Origin of the sequence: Thermanaeromonas toyohensis ToBE, from assembly GCF_900176005.1 — a bacterium.
In the GTDB taxonomy this organism is placed as follows: domain Bacteria; phylum Bacillota; class DSM-521; order Neomoorellales; family Neomoorellaceae; genus Thermanaeromonas; species Thermanaeromonas toyohensis.
This window is the reverse complement of sequence record NZ_LT838272.1, coordinates 1,031,360-1,053,912: the sequence shown is the minus strand read 5'-3', so window position 1 is coordinate 1,053,912 and position 22,553 is coordinate 1,031,360. Positions and strand designations below refer to the sequence as shown.

The 22,553-nt window shown below is 49.0% G+C and carries 21 protein-coding genes; 2 read left to right on the top strand and 19 right to left on the bottom strand.

Features of this window, described 5'->3' with window-relative positions; all coding sequences use genetic code 11:
• Positions 1-28: 28 nt before the first annotated feature.
• The 10 genes from ftsW to B9A14_RS05105 form a co-directional block, all read right to left on the bottom strand.
• Positions 29-1,141, bottom strand: coding sequence for a putative lipid II flippase FtsW (gene ftsW, locus B9A14_RS05150; RefSeq protein WP_231967938.1), 1,113 nt, complete (start codon positions 1,139-1,141; stop codon positions 29-31).
• 2 nt (positions 1,142-1,143) lie between these two features.
• Positions 1,144-2,511, bottom strand: coding sequence for a UDP-N-acetylmuramoyl-L-alanine--D-glutamate ligase (gene murD, locus B9A14_RS05145; protein WP_084664507.1), 1,368 nt, complete (start codon positions 2,509-2,511; stop codon positions 1,144-1,146).
• 41 nt (positions 2,512-2,552) lie between these two features.
• Entirely contained in the window at positions 2,553-3,512 is a 960-nt protein-coding gene (gene mraY / locus B9A14_RS05140; RefSeq protein WP_084664506.1) for a phospho-N-acetylmuramoyl-pentapeptide-transferase, read from the bottom strand.
• Complete coding sequence (locus B9A14_RS05135) at positions 3,509-4,891, bottom strand: UDP-N-acetylmuramoyl-tripeptide--D-alanyl-D-alanine ligase (RefSeq protein ID WP_084664505.1); 1,383 nt, start codon at positions 4,889-4,891, stop codon at positions 3,509-3,511. Before B9A14_RS05135 ends, mraY begins: the two co-directional genes overlap by 4 nt.
• Entirely contained in the window at positions 4,888-6,375 is a 1,488-nt protein-coding gene (locus B9A14_RS05130; RefSeq protein ID WP_172839041.1) for a UDP-N-acetylmuramoyl-L-alanyl-D-glutamate--2,6-diaminopimelate ligase, read from the bottom strand. Before B9A14_RS05130 ends, B9A14_RS05135 begins: the two co-directional genes overlap by 4 nt.
• A 128-nt stretch (positions 6,376-6,503) precedes the next feature.
• A complete protein-coding gene (locus B9A14_RS05125; RefSeq protein ID WP_084664503.1) occupies positions 6,504-8,624 on the bottom strand; it encodes a stage V sporulation protein D in 2,121 nt (706 codons plus the stop codon).
• 56 nt (positions 8,625-8,680) lie between these two features.
• On the bottom strand, positions 8,681-9,172 hold the full coding sequence (locus B9A14_RS05120; protein WP_084664502.1) for a septum formation initiator family protein: 492 nt from the start codon (positions 9,170-9,172) through the stop codon (positions 8,681-8,683).
• A gap of 3 nt (positions 9,173-9,175) precedes the next feature.
• Positions 9,176-10,084, bottom strand: a complete 909-nt coding sequence (rsmH, locus tag B9A14_RS05115) for a 16S rRNA (cytosine(1402)-N(4))-methyltransferase RsmH (protein ID WP_084664501.1) — start codon at positions 10,082-10,084, stop codon at positions 9,176-9,178.
• 20 nt (positions 10,085-10,104) lie between these two features.
• Positions 10,105-10,536 carry a division/cell wall cluster transcriptional repressor MraZ gene (mraZ, locus tag B9A14_RS05110; protein ID WP_084667042.1) on the bottom strand — a complete coding sequence of 144 codons (432 nt, stop codon included), beginning with the start codon at positions 10,534-10,536 and terminating at the stop codon, positions 10,105-10,107.
• A gap of 166 nt (positions 10,537-10,702) precedes the next feature.
• On the bottom strand, positions 10,703-11,788 hold the full coding sequence (locus B9A14_RS05105; RefSeq protein WP_084664500.1) for a uroporphyrinogen decarboxylase/cobalamine-independent methonine synthase family protein: 1,086 nt from the start codon (positions 11,786-11,788) through the stop codon (positions 10,703-10,705).
• On the opposite strand from B9A14_RS05105, the gene B9A14_RS05100 reads away from it, so the two are divergent.
• A complete protein-coding gene (locus tag B9A14_RS05100) occupies positions 11,787-12,359 on the top strand; it encodes a GNAT family N-acetyltransferase (RefSeq protein WP_231967936.1) in 573 nt (190 codons plus the stop codon). The two genes, B9A14_RS05105 and B9A14_RS05100, sit on opposite strands and share 2 nt — an antisense overlap.
• Here B9A14_RS05100 and B9A14_RS05095 read toward each other — a convergent pair.
• Together B9A14_RS05095 and B9A14_RS05090 are read right to left on the bottom strand one after the other, a co-directional pair.
• Positions 12,324-13,415: a M20/M25/M40 family metallo-hydrolase gene (locus tag B9A14_RS05095; protein ID WP_084664499.1), complete on the bottom strand. Its 1,092-nt coding sequence runs from the start codon at positions 13,413-13,415 to the stop codon at positions 12,324-12,326. The genes B9A14_RS05100 and B9A14_RS05095 overlap by 36 nt on opposite strands.
• Positions 13,412-14,404 (bottom strand): ROK family protein, encoded by a 993-nt coding sequence (locus tag B9A14_RS05090; RefSeq protein WP_172839040.1) that lies wholly within the window; start codon positions 14,402-14,404, stop codon positions 13,412-13,414. The genes B9A14_RS05095 and B9A14_RS05090 overlap by 4 nt, the downstream gene beginning before the upstream one ends.
• A 102-nt stretch (positions 14,405-14,506) precedes the next feature.
• Between B9A14_RS05090 and B9A14_RS05085 the strand changes: the two genes are divergently transcribed.
• Positions 14,507-15,838, top strand: a complete 1,332-nt coding sequence (locus tag B9A14_RS05085; RefSeq protein ID WP_084664497.1) for a B12-binding domain-containing radical SAM protein — start codon at positions 14,507-14,509, stop codon at positions 15,836-15,838.
• A 5-nt stretch (positions 15,839-15,843) separates the two neighbouring features.
• Here B9A14_RS05085 and B9A14_RS05080 read toward each other — a convergent pair whose 3' ends face one another.
• From B9A14_RS05080 to B9A14_RS05050, 7 genes are all read right to left on the bottom strand, one after another.
• A complete protein-coding gene (locus B9A14_RS05080) occupies positions 15,844-16,539 on the bottom strand; it encodes a tetratricopeptide repeat protein (protein ID WP_157109780.1) in 696 nt (231 codons plus the stop codon).
• A 168-nt stretch (positions 16,540-16,707) separates the two neighbouring features.
• Positions 16,708-16,905 (bottom strand): FmdB family zinc ribbon protein, encoded by a 198-nt coding sequence (locus B9A14_RS05075; RefSeq protein ID WP_084664495.1) that lies wholly within the window; start codon positions 16,903-16,905, stop codon positions 16,708-16,710.
• 222 nt (positions 16,906-17,127) lie between these two features.
• Positions 17,128-18,933, bottom strand: a complete 1,806-nt coding sequence (locus B9A14_RS05070) for an ATP-binding protein (RefSeq protein WP_084664494.1) — start codon at positions 18,931-18,933, stop codon at positions 17,128-17,130.
• 4 nt (positions 18,934-18,937) lie between these two features.
• A complete protein-coding gene (locus tag B9A14_RS05065; RefSeq protein WP_084664493.1) occupies positions 18,938-19,624 on the bottom strand; it encodes a response regulator transcription factor in 687 nt (228 codons plus the stop codon).
• Positions 19,625-19,991: 367 nt separating this feature from the next.
• Positions 19,992-20,675: a Crp/Fnr family transcriptional regulator gene (locus B9A14_RS05060; protein WP_231967934.1), complete on the bottom strand. Its 684-nt coding sequence runs from the start codon at positions 20,673-20,675 to the stop codon at positions 19,992-19,994.
• Between the two features lies 1 nt (position 20,676).
• Complete coding sequence (locus tag B9A14_RS05055; RefSeq protein ID WP_084667040.1) at positions 20,677-21,054, bottom strand: Fur family transcriptional regulator; 378 nt, start codon at positions 21,052-21,054, stop codon at positions 20,677-20,679.
• A gap of 147 nt (positions 21,055-21,201) precedes the next feature.
• A complete protein-coding gene (locus B9A14_RS05050) occupies positions 21,202-22,485 on the bottom strand; it encodes an FAD-dependent oxidoreductase (RefSeq protein WP_084664491.1) in 1,284 nt (427 codons plus the stop codon).
• Positions 22,486-22,553 lie beyond the last annotated feature (68 nt).

Sequence of the window (22,553 nt, the reverse complement as noted above, 5' to 3'; positions counted from 1 at the left end):
GGAAGTTACCTCCCCTTCTTATACTATACTAGGTACGTACATAGCGGGAAATATTGAGAAGTATCCCTACCCCAGCCAGGGTAAAAACCAGGGAGGAACCTCCATAGCTTACCAAAGGTAAAGTTATACCGGTAACTGGTAGTAGGCCGGTAACTACCCCCATATTTAGCAACGCCTGGAATATTATCATAATGGTGATCCCTGCGGCAAGAAGAGAACCAAAAGCATCTGGTACCTTCATGGCCACCCGAAAACCCCGCCAAAGTAAAAGGGCGAAAGCGGCCACTACCAGGGCCGTCCCGATAAAGCCTAGCTCTTCCCCTAAAATAGCAAAGATAAAATCCGTATGTTCCTCTGGAACATAATAAAGCTTTTGTCGTCCCCGCCCGAGCCCTGTACCAAAGGGACCTCCCGAGCCTAAGGCTAGAAGGGACTGTATAGTCTGGTACCCTTTCCCCTGGGGATCAGCCCAAGGGTTTAAGAAGGCAGTAAAACGAGCCATGCGGTAAGGTGCTATAATAATGGCCAGACCTACCAAAGCTAGGCCAGCCAAAAATAAAATTAATAGGTGCTTACGATTAGCTCCAGCTGCGGTTAACAAAAGGTAGGAAGTCCCTGCTATAGCTATGGCTGTCCCTAAGTCTGGTTGAGCCAGGATAAGCCCACATACCAAAAGAACGAGCAGGAGATATGGTCCTAAGCCCCGAACAAAGGAGCTACCCAGACGGCGTGAATTCTCCGCAAGTCTCGCCGCGAGAAAAATGACCATAGCCAATTTTATTACCTCCGAGGGCTGGAAGGAGAAAGGCCCTACTCCCAACCACCGACTAGATCCTTTAGCACTGATACCAATGATAAGTACAAGAACTAGTAACAATATAGATATCCCCAATAAAGGCCCAGCCAGCCGACGGAAAGTAATATAAGGGATGCGCATAAGGGTAATCATGCAAGTTAAGCCCAATCCAGCCCAGGCCAGTTGCCGCTTAAGAAAATAAAAAGCATCACCTTGACTGTTAGCTGCAGTAATAGCGCTAGAGCTAAAGACCATTATAATGCTCATACTTAAAAGCACCAAAACACCCAAAAGAAGCCCAAAATCAACTGGGGATTCCGCTCGTAAGTCCGCTCGCCGGAGCAAACTTATCTCCTCCCTTCAGCAAGGGAACGTACTAGGCTCTTAAAGAGGTTTCCCCGTTCTTCATAGTTGCGGAACATATCCCAGCTCGCACAGGCGGGAGAAAGCAAGACTATGTCACCTGGCCTAGCCAGTTCCTTAGCTCGCTCTACAGCCTCCTTTAAATCCCGCACCATAAAAATAGAAGTTAACCCGGCTTCCTTGGCCGCCTGTTTAATAACAGGAGCTGCCTCCCCTAAAAGAATCAGATGTTTTACTCTCCCTAACATCTTCTGGGCTAAGGGGGTAAAATCACTGCCCTTATTTTTACCACCGGCTATCAGAATCAGGGGTTCAGAATAAGCCTCTAGAGCTTTAATAGTGGCTTCAGGATTGGTTCCTTTAGAGTCGTTTACATATAGGACCCCTTCTAGGTAGGCTACCGGTTCTAACCGGTGAGGAACTCCAGGGAAGGTTTTTAAGGTATGGCCTAAGGTGTAAGGAGGAACACCCAGGATCCCTCCTATAGCTGCCGCGGCCAGGGAATTTTCCAGGTTATGTAGCCCTCTAAGGGCCAGCTCCTCCACGCGGCATAAGGGCTGAACCCCCTTTCCTAGATTAAGGCAAATAAAGCCTTCCTGGATAAAGCATCCAAAGCTTAAAGTTTTTTGGCGGCTAAAATACATTAAATGTCCTTTAACTTGCTTTTCTAGGCTACGGGTAGGAGGATCGTCGAAGTTTAGTACAGCAAAATCATCCGGGCCTTGCAGGCTCAAAAGCCTAGCCTTAGTCTTAACGTATTCCGAAAAGCTCCCATGCCGGTCTAAATGATCAGGGGTGATATTGAGTATAGCAGCCACATGCGGATGGAAAGTATCCACTGTCTCCAGCTGGAAACTGCTAACCTCACAGACAAAATACTGCCCTGGCCGGGCCTTCTCTACTTCTCCTATTAAAGGAATCCCTATATTGCCCGCCACCACCGTAGGGTAACCTGCATCTTTAAGTATTTGCCCCGCCAACGCTGTAGTAGTGGTTTTACCATTTGTACCGGTTATTGCTACTATCTTGGCCTCTGCTGGCAGAAGTCGGTAGGCCAGCTCTAACTCCCCCCAGATAGGGATTCCTGCTTCCCGAGCAGCCTTTAAAGGGGGTTCCCCCAAGGGTACTCCAGGGCTGGTGACTACAAGATCAGGATGAATCTCTTCTACTTGGGGGTAACAACCTAGGAATACTGTTACACCTAATTCTTTAAGCGGCTTAATTTCCACCTCGTCTTTTAAGGCTTTATCACAAGCGAATACCTTAGCTCCCAGTCTAGCTAGTACCTGGGCGGCTGCCATCCCGCTCTTCCCCAACCCAACTACCAGCACTTTCTTTAGGGACCATTCCATATCCTATTACCCTTTCTGTTTGGTGATTAATTTTTTATTCTTCATTTCCAGGTTAAGCTATATAATCCTAGGCTAGAAGAAAATAAAGCCAATAGCCAAAAGAATAAGACCACCTTCGTCTCTGGCCACCCCGCCAACTCAAAATGGTGGTGTAAAGGGCTCATGCGCAAGAAGCGCCGTCCGGTTAAACGGAAGTAGAGCACTTGTAAAATCACAGACAACGCTTCTAAGACATATACTGCTCCTAAAATAGGGAGTATTAACTCGGTGCGTGTTAAAATGCTTAAAATGCCCACCGCCCCGCCCAAGGCTAGGGAACCTGTATCCCCCATGAACACTCGTGCTGGATGAAAATTATATAGCAAAAAACCTAAACATCCTCCAGCCAAGGCTCCTGCAAAAATAATGAGCTCAGCCTTGTCCAAAGCTAGGGCAAGAATGAAATACGCCAAGGCCACTATAAAGGTAGTCCCCGCGGCCAGCCCGTCTAACCCATCAGTTAAATTCACAGCATTAGTAGTTGAAACCAGTACCATGGCTGCTAAGGCTGGGTAATACCACCCTAGGTCCCACCGTAGGGAGCTAAAAGGGAGGGGTACCTCAGTGCCCCGGCCCAAATAAAGCATGGCCACTAGTCCTGCCACTAGACCCAATATAACCTGTCCAGCCAGTTTTTGCCTGGCTAAGAGCCCTAAGGGGCGCCGTAGGACTACTTTCAACATATCATCTAACCAGCCCAGTAGAGCATAACCCCAGGTAATACCTAATAAAGTAAAAATTAATAAACTAGTTTCGCCTAAGATTAAGGTAGCTAGGGTTAAACCCAAAAGGAAAATAAGGCCTCCCATGGTGGGGGTCCCCGCCTTGCCCAAATGCCTCTGTGGCCCATCATTTCGCACTATTTGGCCAGCCTTAACGAACTGCAATATCTTTATAAGCGGCGGTGCTAATAGGGTGGTGAAACCGAAACTTAAAAGGAGCGCAATAAGACCCGTCTTCATCTTTTCACCTCTTGTAGCTCCTCTAAAACTTGCTCTAATCTTGCCGCCCTAGAACCTTTGAGGAGAACCACATCGCCAGGTTGCAAGTGGCGGGCAAGAAACTGCCCAGCCTCGCGGGGATGAAGAAAAGAAAATACCCGGGTATTAGACATCCCAGAATCTAAAGCCCCGGTAGCTATCTCCCGGGCTAGTTCCCCCACTGTTACTAGCATGGATAGCCCGACCTCCGCTGCCCGCCTCCCCACCTTCTGGTGTAGCTCCGGGCCTTTTTCCCCTAGTTCAAGCATATCACCTAACACAGCTATCCTGCGGCCTGGTAGCTCTTTTAGAACATCTAAAGCGGCCAGAGTAGATTCCGGGTTCGCATTATAAGCATCGTTATAAATCAGGGAGCCCTGGGGGCCAGGTAAAATTTCTTGCCGCATACTTTCGGCTGGCCATTCTAAGAGCTTTTCCACCATACTATCTATTTCCACCCCTAAAAAGTACCCCAAGGTTAAGGCGGCTAGGCTATTTAGAACGTTATGCTTCCCTGGTACTGGAAGGCGAACCTTGGTCTCCCCTTCCGGAAACCTCACTACAAACTCTATTCCTTCTAAGCCCTTCATTCTGATGTCCCGGGCCTGGAAGGTGGCTGAATCTTCAAAGCCATAAAAAACAGGACGGACGGGCAAACCCTCGGCCAGGCGCCGGCACCAGGGATCATCTCCGTTTAAAACTGCCCATCCTCCTGGGGGAAGGGATTCTAAAAGTTCCCTCTTGGCCAGAGCTATATTTTCCACCGAGCCTAGCCTCCCCAGGTGGGCAGTGCCAATGTTAGTTATAACTCCAACCGTAGGCTGGGCCACCTGGCAAAGGGAGGCTATCTCCCCCCTTCCCCGCATCCCCATCTCCACCACTACTACTTGGTGTTCCGGCTTAAGATTCAGGAGGGTCAAAGGAAGACCTATCTCGTTATTGAAGTTACCTGGGGTTTTCAACACTTTAAACTTGGCCTCCAAGACCCGGGCCACCAAATTTTTCGTAGTGGTCTTCCCGCTGGAGCCGGTGATCCCTATAAGCTCTCCTTTAAAAGCAGTTCGCCGGTGATAAAGAGCTAAGTCCTGAAGGGCTTTTAAAGTGTCAGGTACTATGATAAGTCCACCCTGCGGCATCCCTTCTATCTTCCTGGCCACTATAGCCGCTATCGCTCCCTTAGCCAGGGCCTCCCTTACAAAATCGTGCCCGTCAAAACGCTCACCCTTAAGGGCAAAAAATACTTCTCCACTCTTAATCTGGCGGCTATCCGTGCTCACACCCTGCACCTTAATATTCGGATCCCCTTGAAGCAGCTCCCCTTGTAGCACACGACAAAGTTCTCCTAAGGTAAGGGAGATCATCCTTTCCACCCCAGACGTTTAAGTTCTTCCCGCGCTACCTGCCGGTCATCAAAGGGCAAAACCTTCCCGCCAATTAATTGGTAAGTTTCGTGGCCTTTACCTGCGATGACCACAGTGTCACCGGAACGGGCCATCTCTAGGGCCCGGGCGATGGCCCGGCGTCGGTCCACTTCCACAATATAATCCCTGGTCTTCACGCGCTCTACCCCTGGAAGAATCTCCGCTATAATGGCTTCCGGGTCTTCGCTTCGAGGATTATCAGAGGTGATAACACAAAAATCGCTAAGCTTTGCCGCTGCTTCTCCCATGAGGGGACGCTTGGTCCGGTCCCGGTCACCACCGCAGCCAAAAACCACTATAACCCGTCCCGGTGTAACCTGGCGGGCAGCCCGGAGGACATTCTCCAAGCCATCCGGTGTATGGGCGTAATCTACTATAACAGTAAAATCCTGGCCTGCCTCTACTTTCTCAAAGCGTCCCGGTGCACCTTCCAGCCTACTTAAAATATCAGCTATAACGTGAGGCTCTAGCCCCTCCTGCCACCCCACAGACCAGGCGGCTAGGGCGTTGTAAACATTAAACTGGCCTACCAGCTTTAAATGTAGCGGGTAGCGCTGCCCGGCGCAAACTACTTCCAGGAAAGTCCCCGTGCTTTCCATCTTTACGTTTTCAGCCCGGACCATAGCCTTTGTACGCAAACCATAAGTAATAACTGGTACCTTCGTCAAGGCTATAAGCCTTGGGCTCCACAGATCATCGCTGTTGATCACCGCATACTTAAAACCTGACTTAAATCCTTCGCCCAAGGAAGTAAAAAGCTTGGCTTTGGCGTTAAAGTAGTCCTCCATATTCCGGTGAAAATCCAGGTGATCCTGGGTCAGGTTGGTAAAGACAGCCACATCAAATTCCGTACCCCGTACCCGTTCCAAGGCCAAAGCATGTGAAGAAACTTCCATGGCCACAGCCTCGGCTCCGCTGTCCACCATCCAAGCTAAAAGCCTCTGAAGATCTAAGGATTCGGGCGTAGTATGCTCGGTAGTGAGCACCTGTTCCCCTAACCGGTTGGCTACCGTACCCAGAAGCCCAGTAGGTCGACCGGCCTGGCTTAAGAGCCCTTCGATAAGATAGGTAGTGGTAGTTTTCCCATTGGTTCCCGTAACTCCAAACAAGCGAAGCCTACGGGAAGGATAGCCATAAAAATAGGCTGCCAGATCGGCCAAGGCCATCCGGGTATCCCGTACCCGGATCCACGATATTCCAGGGGGTAAGGGAACCTCTTTCTGGATAACGGCTGCCACTGCTCCCCGCTCTGCTGCCTCCTTAAGGTACAGATGTCCATCAGTACGGAAACCGGGGACAGCCACAAAAAGAAACCCGGGCTCCACCCGGCGGGAATCATAGTGAAGCCCTCGGATAAGTACCCCCTGATCACCCCCGCGATCTAGAACCTCCACAACAGAAGAAAGTTCCTTCAAGCTCAGCATCATAACTGCCCCCTTTATCTACTTCACCCGCCGTCACATAAAACATACTCTATAACTTAACGATAGCACAAAACCCAGAGAGCTGGTATTTCTATTTTTAACCATCTATATTGCCTTTTAGACAATGGTCAAGGTCCTAGATTCGGTTGGGTAGGTTCATAGAACTTCACCTTAACCTGGGTACCAGGTGGTACGAGAGTACCAGGTACCGGGCTTTGTTCGCCTGCCTGGCCACTACCTTCTGGCCACAGCTTAAGACCCAGAGCTTCTAAGACTTCCGCAGCCTCAGGGATGCGTAAGCCCGTCAAATCAGGTACCCGTAGCTTATCCCCTTTGCCTTGTAGGAAGAGGATAACCTTTGTTCCCTGGGGTACTACTACACCTTCCTTAGGTATCTGGGCTACCACAACTCCCCCTTCTCCTTCTATCCGGGCCTCCAATCCTAAGGCCTGTAATTTGGCCTTGGCCTGCTCCAAAGGCAGTCCTACAAGATTAGGAATTTCTACCGGCTTTTTCTCCCCTTCCTTAGGACCAACAGTATATTGAGGAGGTATTTTTAAATAACGGAGGGCATCGGCTACTACCCGCTGAAAAATGGGGGCAGCCACTACACCGCCGTAGTAGGGATAACCCTTGGGTTCATCTACCAGCACTAAGGCCAGTATTTGGGGATCGTTAGCTGGAGCAAAACCTATAAATGAGGCCACGTACTTTCCCTCTTGGTAACCCCCTGGACCGGGCTTCTGGGCAGTACCAGTTTTACCTGCCACCCGGTACCCAGGAATATAGGCGTTCCTTCCGGTTCCCCCGCTTACTACCCCCTCCAGGAGTTGGCGTAAGACTTGGGCTGTGGCCGGGGATATGACCTGGCGCTGTACCTCCGGGTCTATACGCCGTATTACTTTCCCCTGGCTATCTAAAATCTCCTTGACCAAGTGAGGCTTGATGATTTTTCCTCCGTTAGCCACCGCGGCCACAGCCACAGCGAGCTGTATAGGAGTAACCGCTATCCCCTGGCCAATGCCTATAGTAGCAATATTGATAGGCTTTAATTCCTCACGGGGAATAAGTATACCTGTCCCCTCGCCAGTCAAATCAATCCCGGTAGGATGGCCGAAACCGAAACCCTGGATGTAATCATAAAAACTCCCTGGTTTTTTCTCCTCCAGCCTTAAAGCTACACTTACAAAAACAGGATTACAGGAATTCTTTACCCCCTCAGCAAAGGTCTGGCTACCATGGGCTAAAGGATAAGCCCAGCATCTTATAATATCTGGACCTACCTGGATGTAACCAGGATCATAAAATTTATCTTCGGGCTTCACTACCCCTTCTTCTAGCGCAGCAGCTGCAGTTATGATTTTAAAAGTGGAACCCGGCTCATAGGCATCCCTTACCACAGGATTGCTCCACACCTCAGGGGGGAAGTCCGCGAACCGATTGGGGTCGAAGGCTGGCCTGCTGGCCAGGGCTAGGATTTCTCCTGTGTTGGGGTTCATAATTAAAATACTGGCCCTTCGAGGATTGGTAGGGCTGTGCATTAATTGATCCAATTCCCTTTCGGCCATAAACTGGAGGGTCTGGTCGATGGTTAAAACCAAACTGTGACCGTTTTGGGGTGGCAGGTAATGGTGAGTAGCCTGGGGGATCTCATGCCCTAAAGCATCAAACTCCCGTGCGATCTGTCCCGGTACACCGCTAAGTTCTTTATCGTACATAGCCTCTAGACCCTCAAGGCCCTGGTTATCTATACCGGCAAATCCTAAGACATGGGCGGCTAACATTCCATTAGGGTAATACCTGCGGTTTTCCGGGACTACTATTATACCAGGTAGCTTGAGCTCCCGTATTTTCCGTGCCTTCTCAAAATCTACCCGGCGGGCTACAAACTCAAAACCAGTGGGCCGCGTGATTCTTTTTAGTATTTCCTCCTGGGGTTGACCAAGGATCTCGGCCAGTTTGGCGGCTATTTCTTCCTGCCGGCCAGAATCCCTAACCTCCGGCGGGAAGGCCCCTATGTAGTCGCTAGTAATATTTATAGCCAATTCTCGCCGGTGGCGGTCATAAATAATACCCCGCTGCGCTGGAACCGGGACTGTGGCCAGCCTGTTCCTCAGGGCCTTCTCTTGTAATTCCCCTCCCCGAACCAGCTGTAACCAGGTAAGGCGCAACAAAACAATTAAAAGGCCGGCTGCAAGGAGCAAAAAAACAACCAGTAACCGCTTTTTAAGGTTTATACTGGTGTACATTTCCCCTGCCCCTTGGCTAGTACCCCAGCTACTTTTTACCCTATCTCCAGGATCATTTAACTATCAGCAGCTTGGGCTGGCCGGGCTACCGCCAGCCAATGCTGTAAAGCCTGGCCTACCCTTACCCAGAAGGAGTGAACCCTCTTCCCCTGTTCGGGCTGGACTGACTCCTTTTTAGCTAGCCGGAGGTTATCTTTAAAGAGTGCAGTACTAAATTGAACGTCCTGGGGCGCAGGCTTAATCATCCCTAACTTAGTAGTAGCTAGCTCTGCCACCCGTTCGGGAGACTTAAGGCGTGCTACCTCGAGTTCTAACCGTTGATTAGCCTGTTGTAAGGTAAAGATCTCCTTTTTTATCCGCGCCAGTTCATACCCTTTAAGCACTAAAAGGACAGATTGTATAGTCCAGGTTAGACCCAGGGCGAAGGCCAGAAAAATTAAACCTACTGCGGCTATCTTCCGGCGCCCATGAGCTTTGCGCTTCCTGGGATAAGGTTGAGACAATGGTTGCTGGGGCCACGATAATTTAACCTGAGGTGCCACTAACACAACTTATTCACCTACCAGATCTTTTAGAACCCGCTGGGCAGCTCGCAATTTTGCGCTGCGTGCCCGGGGATTGCGTTTAATTTCTTCTAAAGAAGGTACTACAGGTTTAGGAGTAAGGATTTCTAATAGCTTCCCGCTAAAATCTTTAAAGGCATGTTTTACTATCCTATCTTCTAAAGAATGGAAAGAAATGACCACCACCCGTCCCCCCGGATTGAGCAGACGGTCTAACTTGGCTAGTGTCCTCTGCAGTTCACCTAGCTCATCATTTACTGCGATGCGCAAGGCCTGAAAGGTCCGTCTGGCAGGATGGGGTCCGGTCCTCCTGAATCTTGCGGGGATGGCGGCTTTCACGATCTCCACAAGTTGCAGAGTGGTTCGAATGGGCGTCCTTTGGCGAGCCTTAACTATAAAGCGGGCTATGCGCGATGCCCAACGTTCTTCCCCGTACTCCTTTAAAATGCGGGCTAATTCTTCCTCTGGCCAGGTATTAACAATCTCCGCCGCTGTCAAATCCTGCCGGCGATCCATCCGCATATCGAGGGGGGCCTCAGCCTGGTAAGTGAAACCGCGTTCCACCCTTTCTAACTGATAAGAAGATACTCCTAGATCAAAAAGCAGGCCATCGACTCCCTTTAAGCCCTCTTGCTCCAGGATAGAGGGTAATAAGCTAAAGCTGGCCTGGAAGAGCTTTACCTTGGTGCCAAAAGGTTTGAGTTTTAAACTTGCAGCCCGGATAGCCTCCGCATCCCGGTCCAGGCCTAAAAGAAAACCTCCAGGCTGGAGCCTTTCTAAAAGGGCATAAGCATGTCCCCCACCGCCCACAGTGGCATCTACGACAATTTCCCCGGGTTGGGGATTAAGGAAACGTAAAACTTCCGGCAAAAGAACCGGTTCATGGGTAAAATACAAGGAAAATAGGCCACCCCGTTCTAAATCCCAAAATCACCCATCTTTTCAGCCAACGCCTCGTATTGGATAGCGGTTTCCTCTAAATACTTCTCCCACAATTCCCGGCTCCAGATTTCTACTCGTGTGGAAACCCCAGCGATCACCACTTCCTTTTCCAGGCGGGCGTATTCCCTTAAACTCGCTGGCAGCAATATTCTCCCCTGGCGGTCCAGCTCGCATTCTGTAGCCCCGGAGAAAAAAAAGCGCATGAAGGCGCGGGCATCCGACCTGGTAAGGGGCCAAGATCTAAGCTTTCGTTCTATTTCTTCCCAATTTTTCCATGGATAAACAAATAAACAATTATCCAGGCCTTTAGTAACAATAAAACGTTCTCCCAGTTCTTCTCGGAATCGAGCCGGGATAATGAGGCGACCCTTTTCATCAATGGTATGGTAATACTCCCCTATAAACAAGGGCTGGGGCCCCACTTTCTTACCCTAATTCTCCACTATAAACCACTTTCCACCACATATATTCTCCATCAGGTGAAAAATTCCTGCTAGGGAAAATAAAAATTCCTTCCCAAACTTTAGACAAAGCAGGGAAGGAGTTCTCCATATAATTTCGACCCCTTATTTTTTAACCTCCCTTGTTCTTTGTCGCCATTAGTTCTGATACTTCAGCTGTAAGCTGATAGATCCGCCTAGCCAAATCTTCCTCCAGTACCCCGGTCCCGCAGGAAGGGGTTATTAAAGCCTGCTGGTAGAGGCGCTTAGGGGTTACTCCCCTTTTCACCAGTTCATCAAGATAGTGTTTCAGGCGAGCGGATAAAGTATCCCTGGTTTCTTTCCAGGCCTGCTCATAGGTGGGTACAATGCCCCAGGCCAGGATACCCCCTTTAGCTAAGAAATTCTCTACCTGGGGGGCAAACACCTTTAAACTATCGAAGTAATTATAGGCATCAAAACTTACTATCTGGAAACCGGCTTCAAAAAAGATGGACCAGTCTACTCCGCTACAGGAATGGGCTCCTGGAATCCCCTGTACCTTCTTAATCTCTAAAGCTACCTGCTTTAAAGCTTCCACCGCCTCCTCTCGATTCAAGGCTACATGGGTGGAAGTCCCATAAGCGGATAAAGCCGGGTCATCTACGAAAATTATGACTGGTAGACCCCTTCGACCTAAAGCTTTAGCTTGCCAGCGCGCCTGCATGGCCGTAGTTTTTATAATTAAGTCCCGGAGTTGAGGGTCATAGAAAGCGTACCGACCTTCGGCATCAGTTAAATATAGTCCCGCCGTTAAGGGACCCGCCACCTGGCCTTTCAGGAACAAGGCTGGTCCTGTCCCCTTATGTACCAGGAACTCTAGCAACGCGTAAAAACCCTGGCCAGCCTCCCTAGGTATGGCGAAACTCTCTAGGGCTTGAGGATCTTCTGAAGTGGCCTCTAAAAATATAGTGTAGAATTGAGTAAGCCGTTCCGGCCAATCTGGGGCCTGGGTAGCAAAGTAGGGTAGCTTCTCGCCCTCCGGTACCACAATTAAGCCTAACCGGACCAGAGGAGCCAAACTCTGGTATACAAAGTGCTCTATCCGCCCCCTTCTAGGTAGCTGTGGCCAGTGGGGGATCTGAGGCATACTTTGAAAAATTAGCTCCAGAGCAGGTTCCGGCTCTTTAAAGGGTAAGCTACCGATCCCGCAAGGTAGAAAATTTCCCGGTACCTGCATGACTTTCGACCACCTTTCCAAGGGGTATCCCTTTGTTTACTATTACCGGGGAACGTGGTACTATAAAATTAAGGCTATGGAAATAATGTCCCTTACCGAAACAGCCCAGCTTAACAAAATGCGTCAAACCCTAATTGACGTCTATCTTTCCGGCTACGCCGGTATGTCGGAGTATGCCTATACGAGCAGCCAGGATGTCTGGTATTATCTTAAGTGGCTTTTCCGCCGGAGCCAGGGAGGCTTTTTCCTCTTGCTCCATTCCCAACTTCCCCGGGGGTTTATAAGCACAGATCCAGAATGGAGGGACCTAGACGAGAAAAGGATCGGCGAAATCCATGAATTGGTGGTGACCCGGGAATTCCAAGGCAAGGGAGCAGGCAGCCTCCTCCTTAACCGCGGGATCGATTTCTTGTGTTCCAAGGGGCACAGGCGTATTGGCCTGTGGGTAGGCATCCACAATTATCCAGCTATTCACTTCTACCTCCGGCGCGGCTTTAGGTATGGACCAGTGAAGGGCATTTGGCAACGCATGTATCTAGACCTGGGAGAGATAACGCAGAAGCCCAGTTAGAAACTGTTGGGCTTTCAAAAGCTCTGCTACCTCCACGTGTTCTTCCTCTGTATGAGCCACCGCCAGATCTCCCGGGCCCCAGATTACAGGTAGCCACCCTTTTTCATAAAAGTTGTGGGCGTCTGTCCAGCTAGGCATAAAGGTAAACTCAAGGGGATGCCCCAGTTCCTGCTCATATATTCTAGCCAGCATCTCTACAAAAGGGGAGGCGGGTTCCACCTGAAAAGGAGGAGCTTCCTCCACTACTTCAAATTCTATTTCTGGATATTTCCAGAAAAATTCCTCTATCTTACCTTTAAGCAAACTTAAAGGGACCTCAGGAGGGACTCTAAAGTCGAACTTTAATTCAGCTTTTCCTGGTATAGCTAAAGCCTCACTCCCACCAACTGCTTTAAGGGGAATAAATTTAAGTGGTATACGTGGGTTAAAGGTACGGTTAAACTCTCCTGCCAGGTCTTGTAAGTAGGATCCCACCTCAAAAAGCATAAGTAAAGGGTTATGGCCCCGTTCGGGCAGGCTTCCATGGGCAGTTTTACCCTTGATCTTCACGCGATATTCTAAAGTACCCATTTCAGCAAGGGCTAACTTTAAAGAGGTGGGTTCCAAGACTAAAGCCCATTTTATACTAGCAGGTACGATATTTTGTAATATTACCGAGCCCTCGCCTCCTTCTTCCTCATCTACAGTAAAGGCGATGAGCACTAAGGAGGATTTCAGGTCAAACCCTTCTTCAGCCAAATCCTGGAGGGTACCCAAAAGGGCAGCGATAGATCCTAAAGCATCGCAACTGCCCCGCCCGTAAAAGCGGGAGCCCTCCTGGCCCATCCTAGCGCATCGACCTTCCACCACCGCCGGAACAGTATCAAAATGGGCGCTGATCAACACTTGAGGGTTTTCTCCCAAAGGCAAAATAAGATTATATAAGCCTTCCCGTACAGGCTGACGCTTAAGATTAAGCCCTATCCTCCGGCAAAAATTCTCGATCTCTTCCCCGGCCCCTCTAAAGGGATCGGCACCTGCCGCCCTTACCAACCTCTCTAAAATATCCGTTATCACTTACCTTCCCCCCGTAGGAAGCTTAAGGCCAGATACGCCGCGCCTACAAACCCCGCTTTATTTCCTAGTTGGGCTAAAAGTAACGGCAAGGGTTTAATCTGCCATGGCCCCAAGGCCTCCTCGAATCTCTCCTTAAGAGGGCCTAAAATAACCTCTCCTGCCTGTGCTACCCCACCTCCCAAAATCACCACAGTTGGGCCTATAAGAAGAACAGCATTGGCCAGGGCTATTCCTAGATACCCTGCTGCCCTATTTAAGACCTCCCGAGCTAATTCGTCTCCCTGGCCAGCCGCCACCAAAACATCTCTAGCTTCTAAAGTCTCCTTGCCCCGCAATAAAGAAGGACGTCCTCTTTCCAATTCCTGCCTGGCTTGGCGGACTATAGCTGTAGCTGAAGCTAAAGTTTCCAAGCAACCCCGCCCCCCACACTCACATAGGGGACCATGGGGTTCCACCTTAACATGGCCCATTTCGGCTCCGTAACCAAAAATCCCCCGGTGGACCTGGCCGTTTAAGATCACCGCTGACCCTATGCCTGTACCAATGGTGATCATTAAAATATCCTGGTAATCCCGACCAGCTCCTTGCCACATTTCTCCTAAAGCAGCCACATGGGCATCATTATCTAGGACCACCGGGATACCTAAAAGTTTTTCTAATTTTCCCCTTAACGGGAAGTTACGCCAGTGCAGGTTGGGAGCGAGCCTTACTAAACCTTTTTCCACGTCCACCGAACCCGGAATGCCTATACCTGCCCCCCGGAGTTGGCCATCACTTATACCTACCCTGGCCTTAAGTTCTTTAGTCAAGTTTTCGATCTGGGCCAGAACCGCTTCTGCCCCAGCCTCAGCTCTGGTGGGGACCTGCCCCTGGGTTAAAATGTTTCCTGTTTTATCTACAATTCCCCCTTTTATGGTGGTACCTCCCAGGTCGATCCCTAAAAAATACACCTCTATTCTCCTTTCCTTTAGCAGGAATTTTCTATACACCAACGAATTTCTTATCATAATATCCAACACATGTAAAGTTAGCCTGGCGGGAAAACTATTTTTCCAGATGAACTATATTATTGTTTTAGGAGGAAACCTAAAATGAAAATCGCCTTGATCGCCCCAGCCTGGGAAGATCCTCTGTGGGAAAGCGAAAAGGAAAAATCTATTTTCCCACCTTTGAACTTAATAACCTTAGCCGCTTTAACCCCGCCAGAACATGAGGTCATAATCTTAGATGAAAGCATAACTACTATCGATTGGGAAGAAAAGTATGATTTAGTAGGTATATCAGCCATGACCGCTCTAGCTCCCAGAGCCTATGCTATCGCCGATGCCTTCCGTAGCCGCGGGATGCCAGTTGTCCTGGGCGGTATGCACCCCTCCATCCTCCCTGAAGAAGCCAAAAGCCACGCCGATGCGGTCGTTATCGGTGAAGCTGAAGGTGTTTGGCCTTACTTACTGGAAGATTTAGCCCGCGGCGAGTTAAAACCTTTTTACCGCCAGGAAAAGATACCCCAGCTAAAAAATATGGCGATCCCACGCCGCGACCTTTTAGAGCGGACCCGCTATCTTATCCCCGATACTGTCCAGACTACGCGGGGCTGTCCTTATGCTTGCTCCTTCTGCACCGTAAGCCAGTTTTTCGGCCGCCGCTTCCGCTTTCGCCCAGTGGAAGAGGTGGTAAGTGAGGTAAAAGCCTTGGAAGGTGAAGTTATCGCCTTTGTGGACGATAATATCGTGGGCAACCCCTCTTATGCCAAACGTCTTTTTAAGGCGCTGGCTCCCCTTAAGATTAAGTGGTTCAGTCAAGGTTCCCTCACCATAGCTCAAGACGAAGATCTTTTACGCCTGGCCGCGGAAAGCGGGTGCATAGGCCTCTTTATAGGTTTTGAATCCCTTTCCCCTGCTAGCCTCAAGGCGGTAGGGAAATCCTTTAATAAAGTTGAAGAATACAGCGCAGCTATAAAAAGGATCCATGACCATGGTATCGCCATCGAAGGTGCCTTTATCTTTGGTTTTGATGAAGACGATGAGAGCATCTTCGAACATACAGTAAAATTCGCCCAGGAAAACAGGCTGGAAGCGGCTCAATTCGGCATCCTCACCCCCTTCCCCGGAACTCCTCTCCGCCAAAAGCTAGAAAAAGAAGGACGTATACTGAGCAACGACTGGAGCGAGTATACCATAAATAAGGTGGTCTTTGAACCTAAGCGCATGAGCCCAAAGACCCTGCAAGAAGGTTTTAACTGGGCGTGGCAGGAATTTTATTCCTTAAGCTCCATTTCCCGCCGTCTAGGATTAGTTAAAAGACATGCCGCCATTCTATGGGCTTTGAACCTCAATATCCGCAAGCGTTTCCATCACTTCATGGATCGCTTGCGCTCAAGCAAAATTTCTTTGTCCCCGCCTTCGCTGGCTAAGCAAACTTAAAGATCTTAAGGAGCAGGAGTTTTCTCGCCAGAGGTCTTCTGAGCCATCTCTTGGGCCTGTTTGATCATCTCTCGGACATGATCAGCAGTTTCCTGATCAGGATTATTGTTTAAGATCTCCTGCCAAAGCCTTATGGCTCCCTGGTAATCAGACTTCACCCAAGCCAAAAACATGGCATAAGACATGCGGGCGCTGTTATCCTTAGGATCCGCGGCTACCGCCTGCCGGTAATTGGTCTCCGCCAAGTTATTATCCCCCAGAAAAACGGCTGTTTTGGCTAATCTCAAATAAATTCCTTTTTCCTGGGGATTAAGCTCTTGTACCTTTTTGTAGCTTTCTAAGGCACCCTTAAAGGCTGTTTCCGCTTTAGCTGGATCGCTACCAGTGAGGAGATAGAGGGATCCTAGGGCATAACGACTATCGCCCAATTTTAACCATAAGCCTGCATCCTGGGGATTCTCTTGGGTTTGCTTTTCCAGCTCCTTAACCTCCACTTCCCTCTGTTTTATTTGTTCTTGGGCCGCCTTTTGCCAGGCCTCTACCTGGCTTTCCAGTTCACTATTCTTTTGGCTCACCCGTAGAGAATTGCCAGGCGGAAGGGCCCAAAAAACATAGCTGGCTATCAAACCTAACCCTATAACTAGAGTCAATACTATACCTAAGACAGGCCGCTTTCTGCTCAAGTTTCGCAAATTGCTCATGAAACCCACAAAGGTACAACCCCTTCCCTAAAGGCTTACTATCAAGCATTTTACAACTTCCTCACTTGGGTGGCAAGAAGCACCCCCTATCTTAAAAAATAAATGCCCCTTGAAAAATCCAAGGGGCTTTTCTTTTTCTTAAGGGCCACGGCCCTTTTAATTTTACGCTCAGCTAAAGCGGCTACCTGAAGGTGCGCTACAACTGCTACCCTTGGGGCTGCTGCCCAGAATAGTTATTCCAGTGAAGAGTTGTTGCAAATTCTGGGCCCCACAAGAGGGGCAGACAGCTTTATCCTTTTCTTGCCAGGAAAGGCGCATGGTAAACTTTTCCCCACACTCTTTGCACCGAAATTCGTAGAGCGGCATCACTATCACCCCCTAGCTCCTCTGGCCTTTTCTATTTTACTATTCTCAATTTACGCTGTCAATAGAAGACATGGGCTGACGCGAGCGCCTTGGCTTGTATAACTAGCCCTGGGCTTTTCTCCTTCTTTCCTTGTTTTTCTTGTAGTTATTTCCTAACCATCTCCCCTTTTACTCCGCTTCATCTTCGCTTTTTAACCGTTAGCTCATAAAGTAATATTTAACCTAGATACGACATAAAGCCTTGGCCTGAGGATGATATATAGGTAAATATACTTGAAAAGTGCTTCCCTGCCCCGGAGTGCTCACTACATTAACCCGGCCTCCATGGGCCTCTACTAAATGGCGAACAATGGCGAGGCCAAGACCACTGCCACCATCCTTGCGTGACCGGGATTTATCCACCCGGTAAAAGCGCTCCCAAATATAAGGTAGTTCTTCTGCCGGTATACCTTGACCTGTATCCTGAACTATAAAAACTATCTCTTCACCTTCCTGCCTCGCTTTCAAGGAAACCTTCCCTCCAGCTGGTGTGTACCGGGCGGCATTATCCAAAAGATTAACAAGGATCTGTTCCAGCCGACCGGCATCCCCATATACATGGGGCAATCCTTTCCCCTCTTCTTTTACTTCGAATTCAAATTTAATCCCTCGCTCGGCAAAGATTCCCTGGAACTTGCGAGCCACACGGCGTAAAAGATCCTTTACCTCTATTTCTTCCCTATCCAAATTGAGCTGGCCAGCAGCTAGTTTACTTAAGTCCAGAAGATCCTCTACTAGCCGGCGTAGGCGACCAGCCTCCTCCCAAATAATACTTATATATTCCCGCTGTTCTTTCTCATCCTGGGCCAAACCGTCCAGAATAGCTTCGGCATAACCCTGGATAAAACTTAAGGGTGTCCTTAATTCATGGGAGACGCTAGCCAGAAATTCCCGCCGGAGCTGTTCCAGCTTTCTTTTCTCGGTAACATCTTGGAAAAGGGCTACTGTAGAACCATCTTCCCCTCCACCTGTTTTCATAAGGGAGGCCCTTACAGCGATTATTTTACCTCGCCATTCTATTTCCCTTTCACTTATATCCTGGCCTTCTAGAACCCGGCTTTTCTCCCATAGCTCTTCCGGTATTTTCTCCCCTACAGGTAAAGGTAAACCCAAGAGCTTTTCCGCCTGAGGATTAGAAAAAAGAATATAACCCCTAGCATCGAAGGCCAGAACTCCATCGGTCATACCACTAACTACACGGTTAAGCTTCTCCTTTTCTCGGGATAAAGCGGCGATGGTAATTTTAAGCTGGCCGGAAAGATAGTTAAGACTCTGAGCTAAGGTTCCGACTTCATCCTGGGAAGTAACTTCTATCTGTCCGCTGAAATCTCCCGCTGCCATCTGCCTGGCCACCCGGTTCATGGCCAGCAAGGGGCGTGACACCTTGCGAGAAACAAAAAAAGCCAGAACCGTAGCTACAATTATAGCTCCTACCGCCGCCAAAAGGATAAGACGTCGCATGACAGACACTGCCTCTCCTAAGGAAGCCTGGGGAGAATAAAGCAAGACTGCACCTACTACCTCTTCCCCCACTTTAATAGGGACACCTACCGTCAGCATAGTAGCGTTAAAGCCCGGATGATAACCACGGGTAATCACCGTTTGACCTAATAGCACCCGGCGAGCTTCTTCTGTTCCCAAGTGCATACCAATAGTCGGCCATCCCATATGCATACTCCGCCCGTGGTCCGGTCCCCCCATGTTCATCCCACCGCAGGAAATGATTAATCCCTTGCGATCAATAATAGTAACCCCAGCTCCAGCTACATCACCTAAGATGTCCACCTGTTCTAAAAGGTACCCCCTACGTGCGCCATCGGCTAAGGCTTCGGCTATTAGCTCCCCTTTTTTAAGGAGTTCCAACCCACGCTGGCGAAAATAAAAGCTTTCTAACAATCGATCCAAGAAGACACCTACTATAAGTAGGCTTACCAGCACCACGGAGACCAAAGTCAGCCATAGCTTCCCTGTTATTCCCCGCCAAAACATAACTTCACTTCCCGGCGTCAAATTTATATCCCACTCCCCAAACTGTAACGATGTAGCGCTGGCCACGATCGCGACCTAATTTTTCTCGCAAATTTTTGATATGTGTATCTACCGTCCGCAGGTCGCCATAAAAGTCATATCCCCAAACCTGCTCCAAAATCTTCTCCCGGCTCATGACCTGACCCGCATGCCGAGCTAAAAAGAGGAGCAATTCGAATTCCTTGGGGGTAAGATTAATCTTTTCTCCCTCTACCCTAACCTCCCGTGCTGCTACATCAATAGTAAGCCCAGGAAACTTTAACTCCTCCCGGCTCCCTTTGCCCATCCGGCTCCGGCGGAGGAGCGCCTTCACCCGGGCCACCAGTTCCCGGGGGCTGAAGGGTTTTACTACATAGTCGTCGGCACCTAGTTCAAATCCCAAAAGCCTGTCCAGCTCCTCCCCACGGGCTGTGAGCATTATAATAGGCAAGTCAGCGTTCTTGCGCACTTCCCGGCAAACAGACCACCCATCCCCTTCGGGCATCATAATATCCAGGATGAGCAGGTCGAAATTACCAGAACGGATCTTCTCTAACGTCTGCCGACCAGTCTCTGCCTCTTCTACTGTCATGCCCTCCCGTTCAAGATATAAGCGAACAAGCTGTCGGAGTCTGGGTTCGTCGTCGGCAATAAGAATTTTAACTTGGTTCACCTGTATACCCCCCAGGTGTATATTATATCATAAAAAAATCCCCCCTGGCTTCTAAAAACCAAAATAAAAACCCCGTCCACACGGGGCCTTGCGCTGGATGTCTTAAGGGTTTTAACCTTTATCTTCTACTTTCTCTACATTAATACCCAACCATTGCAGACGCTCCAGCCAGTTTTCCTGGTTAAGTTCCAAGTAGGTACCGAGTTCATTTTCGTAGCTCATAATCGCCGCCTCCCAAGCAAATCCTTATCTCATTTTTGCTTTTATTCTATAATACGTTAAGGGATTTTCGCAAGGGTTGTGAGTTAAAAAGTAGCTTTTTGCCCCTAGAGCGCAAGAATATTACCCTCAATGGATAAAACCTACCCTAAAACCAATCCTTAAGAAGTTCTGGTCGAACTATCGTAATGCGCTGCCTATCCACCTTAATGGCTCCCAAGCGCCTAAATTCGCTTAAAATCCTAGCCACCGTCTCTCTAGATGTGCCGATAAGATTAGCTATTTCCTGCTGGCTTAAAGAGAGAACGATAGTCACCCCTTCCCCTTTCTTTTCTCCATATTCTTCTGCTAGATTAAGTAGCGTACTAGCCAGCCGGCCATAAGCACCCTTAAGGGCCAAGTCCCGAATATGAATCTGGGCTTGTCTGAGCCTCCGGCTCATCACTTTAATAATTTTTACCGCTATCTCTCCGTGCTTACGCAGCAGATCTTCCATATCTTCGTTGCGGATGTAGCCCACCTCGGTATCTTCCAGGGTCTGGGCAGTAGCAGGATAAGGGCCCCCGTCGAAAAGAACAACCTCAGCGAAGATCTCCCCTTCCCGCACAAAGTGGAGGATCTTTTCCCGTCCATCTTCTAGTACTTGGAAGAGCTTGATGGCTCCAGATTTAACAAAATAAAACCCGCTCCCCGGCTCTCCTTCAAAAAAAATATAGGCATTTTTAGGATAACGTCTGGTTAAAGCCAGGTCAGCGATCTTTTTAAGCTCTTCTTCCTCCAGATCAGCAAAAACCGGTATCTGCTGGAGATACTTCCACGTTTCCTTGGCCAAACTATATCCCTCCACTTTGACAATGCAAGCAAAGACCATAAAATTCTAATCGGTGGTAATAGACCTCTCCTATCCTGGTCTTTTCCGCCTGTTTATCCAATTCAGAACACACGGGCATATCTACATCCTCGACCCGACCACACTTAAGGCATACAAAGTGATAGTGATTCTGAGGGTTACCATCATAGCGGCTATAAGTACTGCCATAGTTCAGCTCCATAATTTCCCCCTCTTCTTTTAGGACAGCCAGGTTCCGATAAACTGTACCTAAGCTAATGCTTGGGAGCACTTTACGAGCTTGGTCATAAATCCAATCAGCTGTTGGATGGGACTTGGTACTGCGCAATATTTCTAATATTAACCGTTTTTGTTTTGTCATCCGCCTGTTTACTTGTTTCATATAATCACCTACATAAATCGTTTAAAATTAATAATAGTTATCAGTCTAGTCGATTTAATTGTAGCGGTTACCTACACGGGCTGTCAACTTAGGCCCCTTAAAACCTATCCCATTTTGGCCGGCTTTTCACAATATTTTTTGGGCGAAGACTCCTAACAAACCTACTTCTTCTACTTTTTTCCAGACATTCCAGAAATCAATAGTATATAGACCTAGCCTTTGCATGCGCTCCCAGTATACGGATCCCGAGAAGGTAAAAGATCTATATAGGCCCTCTCCACATTCAACTTGCTCGCGGGAGAAGGTTATAAAGTCACCAACTGCCAAAGAAAGGGGCAAGCTAAGGAGTTCCTGTCCCGCTAGGAAACGTACAGCATTATGTCCAGCTAAAGTTCCTGTGACTATGGCTTCGGTATGTCCCACCAGCGGGCCAGCTTTCTCTCCTGCGCAAAAAACATTTTCCAGGGCCTTAACCCGCATGGTGTCTTCTCGGGGAACCATGGCCAAAAAACGTACAGAATTGCCTATACCACCAGCGTAAGGATCTTCATAGCAGGCATTTTCCAGCCCTCTTATTTGTCGGAGATCATCCAAGGGCAAAAAGGGGGTCATAAGTTTAACTGGTCCGGTATCCAAGAGGATCAAATTATCTACATACTCTTCCAAGGCGTACTGCTGGCAAGCCTTGCGATATAAATGTTCCTTTTTTCCTTTAAGGTGGGAAGGTAGCGGTAAACAAACTACACCCTCCTTTTCTAAAATTTGAACTAGGTAAGGAGCTAGGGAAGCTTTCTTAAGCTTACAAGAACCGCTTAAGGCACCTAGCCCACCGCTTCGCCGGAGGGCAGCGTATTCCTCCACCCCGGCTAAAGCGCAAAGGCTTAAGCGCCCACCGAAGGTAGGACAACGGTAAATACACATGACACACCCAAAACCGTAGCGGCGGCAATTAGCTGGAGGCCCAGCTGTACCTGTAGCATCGATAAAGGCATCACCTGGTATTTCCTCTCCTTCCTCAGTTTCCACCGCTTTAATCCTTTCCCCTATTACCCGTACTTTGCGCACTCTGCTTTTAAGCCTTAGTTTAATACCAGCGTTCACTAAGGTAATCCGGACCAGGGGTTCTATTCGGGTTACATCATAAAGGGTTGCATGACGATGACCAGCGAAATCGATATTTTTGTGGCGAGCTACACGGTCGGTTAGCTCAAGGAGCCTCCCTGCTCCTAAAGCTACTAGCTCTTCGGCCGCTGTATAACGCCCATTATTCCGTATAATACCCCCAACGAGTCCAGTCCCCAGCAGCATATCTGTACGCTCTAAGAGAATAACCTCTGCTCCTGCCTGGCGGGCAGCCCAGGCTGCTGCACACCCTGCCCAACCGCCTCCTACTACTATCACGCGGGGCATATCCATCCACCCCTGTACCTTTTTGCTCTATATTATGTTTATGGACTTGGAAAAGGAAAAAGCCCGGA